This window comes from Planomonospora algeriensis, from assembly GCF_977012225.1.
On record NZ_CDRNDK010000267.1, the window covers coordinates 1 to 8931 of the forward strand.

7 protein-coding genes and 1 pseudogene are annotated in these 8931 nt (G+C 70.0%); 2 read left to right on the top strand and 6 right to left on the bottom strand.

What is annotated here, in order from left to right:
- The 6 genes from ACWJ6R_RS23790 to ACWJ6R_RS23815 form a co-directional block, all read right to left on the bottom strand.
- Positions 1-405 (bottom strand): AfsR/SARP family transcriptional regulator (locus ACWJ6R_RS23790; protein WP_449064358.1); only part of this gene is annotated, 405 nt, incomplete at its 3' end.
- Positions 406-557: 152 nt separating this feature from the next.
- Positions 558-1592, bottom strand: a complete 1035-nt coding sequence (locus ACWJ6R_RS23795) for an ABC transporter ATP-binding protein (RefSeq protein WP_449064359.1) — start codon at positions 1590-1592, stop codon at positions 558-560.
- Positions 1589-2752 (bottom strand): ABC transporter ATP-binding protein, encoded by a 1164-nt coding sequence (locus ACWJ6R_RS23800; protein WP_449064360.1) that lies wholly within the window; start codon positions 2750-2752, stop codon positions 1589-1591. The genes ACWJ6R_RS23795 and ACWJ6R_RS23800 overlap by 4 nt, the downstream gene beginning before the upstream one ends.
- On the bottom strand, positions 2752-3735 hold the full coding sequence (locus ACWJ6R_RS23805; protein WP_449064361.1) for an ABC transporter permease: 984 nt from the start codon (positions 3733-3735) through the stop codon (positions 2752-2754). Before ACWJ6R_RS23805 ends, ACWJ6R_RS23800 begins: the two co-directional genes overlap by 1 nt.
- 15 nt (positions 3736-3750) lie before the next feature.
- On the bottom strand, positions 3751-5259 hold the full coding sequence (locus ACWJ6R_RS23810; RefSeq protein ID WP_449064362.1) for an ABC transporter permease: 1509 nt from the start codon (positions 5257-5259) through the stop codon (positions 3751-3753).
- A gap of 151 nt (positions 5260-5410) precedes the next feature.
- Positions 5411-7153 carry an ABC transporter family substrate-binding protein gene (locus tag ACWJ6R_RS23815; protein WP_449064363.1) on the bottom strand — a complete coding sequence of 581 codons (1743 nt, stop codon included), beginning with the start codon at positions 7151-7153 and terminating at the stop codon, positions 5411-5413.
- Positions 7154-7664: 511 nt separating this feature from the next.
- Here ACWJ6R_RS23815 and ACWJ6R_RS23820 point away from each other — a divergent pair.
- Together ACWJ6R_RS23820 and ACWJ6R_RS23825 are read left to right on the top strand one after the other, a co-directional pair.
- Positions 7665-8375: an aminoacyl-tRNA hydrolase gene (locus ACWJ6R_RS23820; RefSeq protein WP_449064364.1), complete on the top strand. Its 711-nt coding sequence runs from the start codon at positions 7665-7667 to the stop codon at positions 8373-8375.
- Between the two features lie 245 nt (positions 8376-8620).
- Positions 8621-8931: pseudogene (locus ACWJ6R_RS23825) on the top strand (hypothetical protein); the annotation flags it as partial.

Genomic DNA, 8931 nt, shown 5'->3' on the forward strand with positions numbered 1-8931 from the left:
GCCTCCCGGCAGCAGCGCCGAGGCCCGCGCGGGGTCCCCGGCGGAGAGCGCCCGGCGTCCCTCGGCGGCCAGCCGCTCGAACCGGCACGCGTCCACGGCCTCGGGATCGACGGCGATCAGGTAGCCCGCGGGGCGGCGGACGACCAGACCGTCGCCGCTGTCGCCGTCGCCCCGGTCGCCGAGGAGGGCACGGAGCCGGGAGACCTGCGCCTGGAGGGCTCCCACGGAGTCACCGGGAGCCCGGTCGACCCCGTAGAGGCCGCCGACCAGCCGCTCGACGGTGACGACCCGGCCCGCGTCGAGCAGCAGCATGGCCAGCAACGCCCGCAGCCGGGGCCCGCCGACGGCGACCGTGCGCCCGTCGCCGAGCCGGACCTCCAACGTCCCCAGGACACCGAACCGCATCTGGGGATTGTCCCAGGAACCAGGCGAATCCGGCGAACCCGGGAAGGGTCCGGGAACGCGGACGAGCCGTACGGGAGGGTCCCCGTACGGCTCGCGTGCGACCGTGGAGGCCGGTGAAGGCCCGTGGTCAGTGAAGGCCCGTGAAGGCACGGTCAGCGGGCGGTGACCTCGGCGAAGTGGCAGGCCACCGGGTGGCCGTTGCCCCGGTCGACGAGGGCGGGCTCCTCGACGGCGCAGATCTCCTGGGCCTTCCAGCAGCGGGTGCGGAAGCGGCAGCCGCTCGGCGGGTTCAGGGGGCTGGGCACGTCGCCGGTGAGGATGACGCGCTCGCGGGCGCGCTCCTCCTTCGGGTTGGCCGTGGGGGCGGCCGAGAGCAGCGCCTGCGTGTAGGGGTGCGCGGGGCGGTCGTAGAGGTCGTCCCGGGGACCGGTCTCGATGACCTTGCCCAGGTACATCACCGCGACCCGGTCGGAGATGTGGCGGACCACCGACAGGTCGTGCGCGATGAAGATGTAGGCCAGGCCGAGCCGCTCCTGCAGGTCCTCCAGCAGGTTCACCACGCCCGCCTGGACCGACACGTCCAGCGCCGAGACCGGCTCGTCCAGCACCAGCAGCTTCGGCTCCAGCGCCAGGGCGCGGGCGATGCCGACGCGCTGGCGCTGGCCGCCGGAGAACTCGTGCGGGTAGCGGTTGCCGTGCTCGGGGCTGAGCCCGACCAGGCGCAGCAGCTCGGCCACCCGGTCCGGGCCGCCGTCCTTCCAGAGCCCGTGGACCTTCAGCGGCTCGGCGATGATGTCGTTGACCGGCAGCTTCGGGTTGAGCGAGGCGTAGGGGTCCTGGAAGACGATCTGCATGTCCCGCCGCACCGGCTGGAGCTGCTTGGCCGGCAGGCCGACCAGTTCCCGGCCCTGGAACCGGACCGAGCCGGAGGTGGGCGTGTGCAGCTGGAGGATCGCGCGGCCCGTCGTGGACTTGCCGCAGCCGGACTCGCCCACCACGCCGAGGGTCTCGCCCTCGTCCACGTGCAGGGAGACCCCGCTGACGGCCTGGACGTGCGCCACCACCCGGCGCAGGAAACCGCCGCCGCGGACCGGGAAGTTCATCACCAGGTCCTTGACCTCGAGCAGGTGGGCTCCGGTGTCCGGCTCGCGCTGGGGCGCGGGCGTCTCCTCGGTCTTCACGCTCATGCCACGGTCTCACTCTCGGTGCGGAAGAACTCGGTCGGGTCCTCGGCCGCGGCCAGCCGGTCCCAATGGTGGCAGGCCGCGTAGTGCCCGCCGCTGTCGGTCTCGGCCAGCGGGGGCTCGGAGCTCCGGCAGACGTCCGTGGCGAGCGGGCAGCGCGGCGAGAAGGGGCAGCCGGTCGGCAGGTTGATCAGCGATGGCGGAGTGCCCTTGATCGGGCGGAGCCGGGCCGAGCCGCTGCCCTTGTCCAGCGAGGGGATCGACCCGAGCAGGCCCGCGGTGTACGGCATGCGGGGCCCCTCGAACACCGGGTCGGTGTCACCCAGCTCGACCGGGCGACCGGCGTACATGACCAGCACCCGGTGGGCCATGCCCGCGATGACGCCCAGGTCGTGCGTGATCAGCACGATGGCGGCGTTGACCGCGTCCTTGACCTCCAGGAGCTTCTCCAGGATCTGCGCCTGGACGGTCACGTCGAGAGCCGTGGTCGGCTCGTCGGCGATGATGACGTCCGGGTTGTTGATGACCGCCATGGCGATCATCGCGCGCTGCCGCATGCCGCCGGAGAACTCGTGCGGGTAGCTGCGCAGCCGCGCCTCGGCCTGCGGGATGCCGACGAGGTCGAGCATCTCCTTGGCCCGGGCCAGGGCGGCCTTGCGCGGCATGAGGTCGTGCGCGAGCACGGCCTCGGCCAGCTGGTCGCCGATGGTGTAGACGGGGTTCAGCGCTGTCATCGGGTCCTGGAAGACCATGGCGATCTTCTTGCCGCGCAGGCCCCGCTGCTTGCGGGGGGCCATCTTCAGCATGTCGTCGCCGCGGAACAGGATCCGCCCCTTGATCCGGGCGCTCCTGGGCAGCAGTCCCATGACGGCCAGGGACGAGACGGACTTGCCGGAGCCGGACTCGCCGACGATGCCGAGCACCTCGCGCTCGCGCAGGCTGTAGGAGACGCCCCGGACCGCGTGCACGACGCCGTCCTCGGTGGGGAACTCCACGGTCAGGTTCTCGACCTTGAGGATCTCCTCCTCCGACGGCGGGCGCACGGCGTCCAGCGTCAGGCCGACGTGCACCTCCTCGGCGGAGTCGATCACGTGGGAGGAGAGCTCGAAGGCGTGCGGGTCGTCCGCGCGGGGCTCGATCGGCACGTTCGGGGAAGTCGTCATTAGGCACGCACCCGGGTCTGTCGGGGGTCGAAGGCGTCGCGCAGGCCGTCACCGATGAAGTTGATCGAGAGCGCGATCAGGATGATGAACAGGCCGGGCCACCAGAACAGCCACGGGCGGGTCACCATGGCGCTGCGGTAGCGGCTGATGAGCTGGCCGAGCGAGGTGTCCGGCGCCTGGACGCCGAGGCCGAGGAAGGACAGCGCCGACTCCAGCAGCACCGCGTTGGCCACCGAGAGCGTGGCCGCGACGATGATGACGCCGACGGTGTTCGGCAGGATGTGCCGGAAGATGATCCGCCGGGCCGAGGTGCCGACCGCGCGGGCGGCCTCGACGAACTCCTTCTCCCGCAGGGAGAGGAACTCGCCGCGCACCAGGCGGCCCAGCGTCGGCCAGAGCACCACCCCGAGGAAGAGGCCGAGGACGACGGCGCCGCTGTCGCCCATCATCCGGCCGACCACCGCCGCGATGACGAGGACCGGGATGGTGATCATCACATCGGTGAGGCGCATCAGCGCCGACTCGATCCGGCCGCGGAAGTAGCCGGCCATGGCGCCGACGATGGTTCCGACGGCGGTGGCGACGACGCCGACGAGGAACGCGATGATCAGCGACTGCTGGGCGCCGCGCATGGTCAGCGCGAAGTAGTCGATGCCGATGTCGTCCTGGCCGAAGGGGTGCTCGCCGAGGCGGATGCCGTCCCCGCCGAGGAACTCGGGGACCAGGCTGAGGGTCGGCTTGCCCTGGTTCACCAGGGCGCCGGTGTCGAGGTAGCTCTTGTCCCACCAGCCGGGGATGCCGGCGAAGCCGATCGAGCTGAACGCCAGGACGACCACGAAACCGAAAATGATCATTCCGGCGAGGGCGGCGCGGTGCCGGAAGAACCGGCGGCGGACCATCTGGCCCTGGGTGCGGGCGACGATGGTCATGCCCTGCGCTTCGGAGGCGGTGTCAGGCCCCGGTGCCTGCGCATTGAGCGTCATGATGGTTCTCCGATCTCAGGACAGCCGGATGCGCGGGTCGAGGTAGGCGTAGAGGATGTCGGCGATCATGTTGAAGACGACGATCGCGGTCCCCGTGACGATGAAGAACGCCATGACCGGTGCGGGGTCGACCTCCTTGAGCCCGTCGATGAACAGGTTGCCCATGCCCTGCCAGCCGAAGACGTTCTCGGTGACGACCGCGCCGCCGATGACGCCGGCGAAGTCGACGGCCATCAGCGTGGTGATCGGGATGAGCCCGTTGCGGAAGGCGTGCTTGACCACGACGGTCCGCTCCGGCAGGCCCTTGGCGCGGGCGGTCCGGACGTAGTCCTGGTTCATGACCTCCAGCATGCTCGCCCGGCTGTAGCGGGTGTAGGTCGCCAGCGAGACCAGGATGAGCGCCATGGTCGGCAGCAGCAGGTGGCCGGCCGTGTCCAGGTTCATCTGCCAGAAGTCGCTCTCGAAGTTCGGCGTGCGGGCGCCGATCGTGGAGATCGGGCGGCCGCGCACCGCGGCGCTGTAGCCGTTGAAGGCCTGGAGCATGCGGTCGACGAAGACGACGCCGCCGGTGAACAGGCCGGTCAGCACCGCGGCGGTGATCGCCTGGCGGCGCTGGAGCCCGCCGATGCCGTATCCGATTCCGGCGCAGACCGCGACCGTCAGCAGGGCGAGGCCGCCGATCTCCAGCCAGCTGGGGTCGGTGAGCAGCGGGCCGAGGACCTCCGAGGAGGCCGCGCCGATCACGGCGGCGGCCAGGGCGGCGTACAGGGGCCCGCGCTGGCGCAGCCCGGCGGACAGGACGGTGAAGCCCACCGCCCCGGCGAGCGCGATGGCCAGGGTGAGCGGGAGCCCGAAGCCGGGGTCGGCGAACCAGCGGGTCACCGACAGGAACGTGAACAGCGCGCCGCCGACGGCGAGGCCGACGGCGAAGGACAGCAGTCGCCGCCTGCGGTCGCCGACGGTGAGGGCGCCGAAGACCAGGCCGGACAGGAGCGCGAGGGCGCCGATGACCGTCGGCGGGATGGCCGGGTCCTTGAGCCAGTTGTTGAACTCGATGGCCATGTACTGCTTGAGCATGACCGCGATCCAGAAGATCGGGAGCGAGAAGCAGATGAAGGCGGCGAAGGTGACGGTGTAGTCGAAGCCGCTGTACTGGCGGAGCGCCGAGATGATGCCGATGATGACACCGATGATGATGGCCATCACGGTGGCGGCGACGACGAGCTGGAGCGTGGCCGACAGGGCCTCGCCGAGCATGGTCGCCACGTCGTGGCCGTCGCGGTTGACGCCGAGGTCGCCGCGGACGATGTTGCCCAGCCAGCTGAGATAGCGGACGGGGATTGGGCTGTTCAGCTGCATGCGCTCGGTACGGTCCGCGATCTTCGCGGCCTTGTTGGGGCTGGCGTCCTGGCGGAGGTCTTCCAACGGATCGCCCGAGAGCGCCGTGAGAACGAAAATGATGAAGGTGGCCGCCAGGAGGACGAAGAACGAGATGACCAGTCTCCGCGCGATGAAGACGATCATTACGTCACCTCCTGCTCTGTGAAGGACTGTAGGTGCGGGCCAGGGCCGGGACCGGAGTCTGGTGATTCTCCGGTTCCGGCCCTGGGGGTGGGTGTTCCGTCAACCGCACGTGCGGTCTATGGGACCTAAGACGACGGGCAGGCTACGACGCCTACGACATCGCCCACTTGTCCATGTTCCAGGTGATGGTCGACTGCGCGGGGTTCGGAACGACGCCCTGCAGGGTCTCGTCCCAGGCGCTCAGACCCGGGTGCTGGAACAGCGGGATGGTGGCGAGGTCGGCCCAGAGGGTCTTCTCGATCTCGGCGATGATCGGGTCCTGGGCGGCCACGTCGGTGGTCGAGTTCAGCTGCGCGACGAGCTCGTCGACCTTCTTGTTGGAGTAGCAGCCGTTGTTGTTGCCCTTGCTCTCGCCGTCGCACTTCTTCGGCGTGGTGTAGGTGGAGGCCCAGCCGCTGACCAGCGAGGAGCCGGCCCAGGCGAACAGCGCGACGTCGTAGTTGTTGGCGGGCATCACGGTGCCGAAGAAGTCCTCGGAGCCGCCGTCCTCGATCTTGAAACCGGCCTTGTTGCAGGAGTCGGCGATCAGCTGCACCGCGGCGGTGCGGCGCGGGTTCGGGGTCTGGTAACCGATCTTGACCTTGAGTCCGGTCTTGCCGGCCTTCTCCAGGAGCGCCTTGGCGCCCTCGATGTCCTGCTGGGCGTAGGCGCCGGGGCCGCCGCTGGCCTGCAGCACGGCGTCGTAGTTGCTCTGGAACGGCGCGACGTTGCGGATGTCGAGGGTCTTGGCCTCGGGGTCGACCGGCTTGATCAGGTTGTCGACGATCAGCTGCCGGGGCACGCACTTGGCGAAGGCCTCACGCAGCGCCTTGTCCTTGAACGGGCTGGAGTCGAAGTTGAAGTCCAGGTGCTCGAAGGTGTACTGGGTGGTGGCGTTGACCTTCACGCCCTCCAGCGCCTTGAGCTGGTTGAGCACGTCCGGGCCGGGCTGCGGCTCGACGATCTGGACCTCGCGGTTCTGCAGCGCCTGGGCCTGCTCGTCCAGGGCGATGAAGCGCTCGACGATGGTCGGGGTCGCCGGCGGGGCGCCCCACCACTTGTCGTTGGCCACGAAGGTCAGCGACTGGCCGGCGTCCAGCTTGGAGAGCTTGTACGGGCCGGAGGAGGGGATCAGCGCCGGGTCGGGCAGCGAGCCCTCGATGACCCAGCCCTCGTTGAAGAACTTGATGCCCTTGGCGAGCTTCTTGTCGTCGAGGTCCCTGACCGCGGCGATGAAGTCCTCCTCCGACAGGCCGTCCTGCTTGGCGACCACGTGGGCCGGCATGACCTCGGTGGTGGCGGGGCCGTTGGCGTGCCAGTCGGCGAAGGGCTTGTCGTAGATCAGGGTGAACTTCTTGCCACCCTTCTCGCACTCGGGCATCTTCGTGTCCTGCACGCCGTTGGTGTCGGCGGCGGAGAAGCCCTTGACCTTGCCGGACCGCCAGCCCCACCAGAGCATGACGTCGTCGCAGTCGATCGGCGTGCCGTCGGACCAGACGGCCTTGTCGTTGATCGTGTACTCGACGGTCAGCGGGTCGTCGGAGGTCTTCTCATAGGTGCCGAAGTCCGTGTTGGGGGTGATCTTGCCGTTCTCCCCGTAGATCCAGAAGCCCGTCAGCACGCGCTGCAGCGGACCGGCGTTACGGGTGGCGTTCTCGGCGGTGGTGTTGTTGTTGTAGGAGTGGAACTCCTGCTCGTAGGCGTAGGTGACCGTCTGCGCCGCGGGAGCGGAGGCCGAGGCCGAACCCGAGGTGGCGGGTTCGCTCGCCGAGTTCTCGCCCGCGCAGGCGCTCAGCAGGAGTGCACCTCCCGCCACTGCAGCTAGAAACTTGCCAGATGTCCGCGTGTGGAACACGGCAGCACTCCTTAGGGATTCGATGTGAGAACAGCCGCCAGCATGATTGAGCAAAGCTGACCATCACGACTCGCACTCGGACAAGTGGGACTCGGGGTGTGTTGCAGACCTGAGACCGCTACCGTCCCAACCTGTAACAAAGTCGGGCGCGAAGCGCGAAACCCTGAAATAGGTGATTATCGGGAAAAACGTAACCTTTGCCCGAATAATCCCAGTATGTGGGATAACGGAGAGTAGTGGACGGCGATCGGCGGGGAGGAGGGCCTCGTCGACGAGTGATATATTTCCTGGTCGCGCTAGCGCCCTGGAGTGGGCCTTTCTTTACTCTCGGTGATCGTCCGGTCGGAAACGGCCTTCTCTCTTTTCCCGCCCGGAGAGCGCCTCCCGACCATCGCTCCCCCTCAGACGGACGCCGGGCCGCACTCCGTCGTGCCCCTGCCGGGCCTTCGCCGGAAGGGCCGACGCCGACCGCCCGGCCCCTCCCCGACCCCCGGCGGGCATGCTTGAGGGCGTGAGCGAATACGACACGGCGGAGCAGAAGGTCCTTCCCCTGGTGGTGCGGATCGAGCGGACCGCGCCACCCGAGCGGACCGACGCGCTGGAGGCCGCCGCGCTGGCCGTACTGGCGCTGCTCGGCGACGCCCGGACGGCGGAGGGCGGCGAATGGGCCGAGGCGGTCCGGAGCTGGGAGCGGGGCAGGATCAGGAAGGTCGTACGGCGGGCGCGCGGAGCGGAGTGGCGGCGCGTGCTCGAACTGCCGGGCCTGACCGTCGCGCACGGCACCGCCGAGGTCCGGGTCCACCCGCCGGTCCCGCTGGACGACTGGCCCCGGGAACTGGCCAGGCTCCAGGTCTCCGGCACCGAGCTGGCGGACTCCGCCGAACCCGGGCCGCCGGGGGAGGGGGCGGTGCTCTGGATCAATCCCCGGCTCGGGATGTCGGCGGGCAAGGCCATGGCCCAGGCCGGGCACGCCGCCCAGTTCGCCTGGTGGGGAGCCGGCGAGGAGATCCGGGGGGAGTGGCGGGAACGGGGGTTCGCGCTCGCCGTGCGGACGGCCGACCCGGCGGCCTGGGCGGCCCTGTCCGGCGGGGGTCTGCCGGTGGTCCGGGACGCGGGCTTCACCGAGATCGAGCCCGGCTCGTGCACCGTGGTCGCGGACGCCCCGTGGTTGCGTCCTGGCTTCCGCCCGGGTGGGCGCCTCCGAGGCGCGACCGCCGGATAGCGGCCACGGGGCGGGAGCGCGCCGGGCGAGGCGGGAGGGGCGTCGGGCAGGGGAGGGCCACCGGGTGGGAACCCGGGTGAAGGCGGCTCCCGTGCCGGAATCGGAAGGGAAGCGGAACCCACTCGTTCCCGAAGTGTGATGGGTATCGCGGACGAGAAAAGAGGATTTGTCGTACGCTCCCGATCGTGCTCGATGGGTTGGGTGGTACTCCGGGGGCCCGGGAGACGGGTGTCGCCCCCACATACATGGCTGCCGAGGCGGAGACCTCCGAGCTGCCCAAGATCGTCGTTGAGACGCCACCCGTACGCCCGGCATCACCGGTGAAGCGCTCTCGGATCGGCGACCTGCCGATGCGCGTGATCTACCGCATCCTGGCGGGGGTCACCGCGGTGGTGATGGCCGCGATCGCCGCCCTGGTCGGGTTCATGTCCTCCGACTCCGCTGACCGGCCGGGCGAGGAGGCGCCGGGGCGGATCGCCGCGCCATCCGCCGCGGCGCCCTCGCCCGGTCTCGGCTCACCGCCGCCCTCGCCTCTGGCGACCCCTCGCCCTGGCGG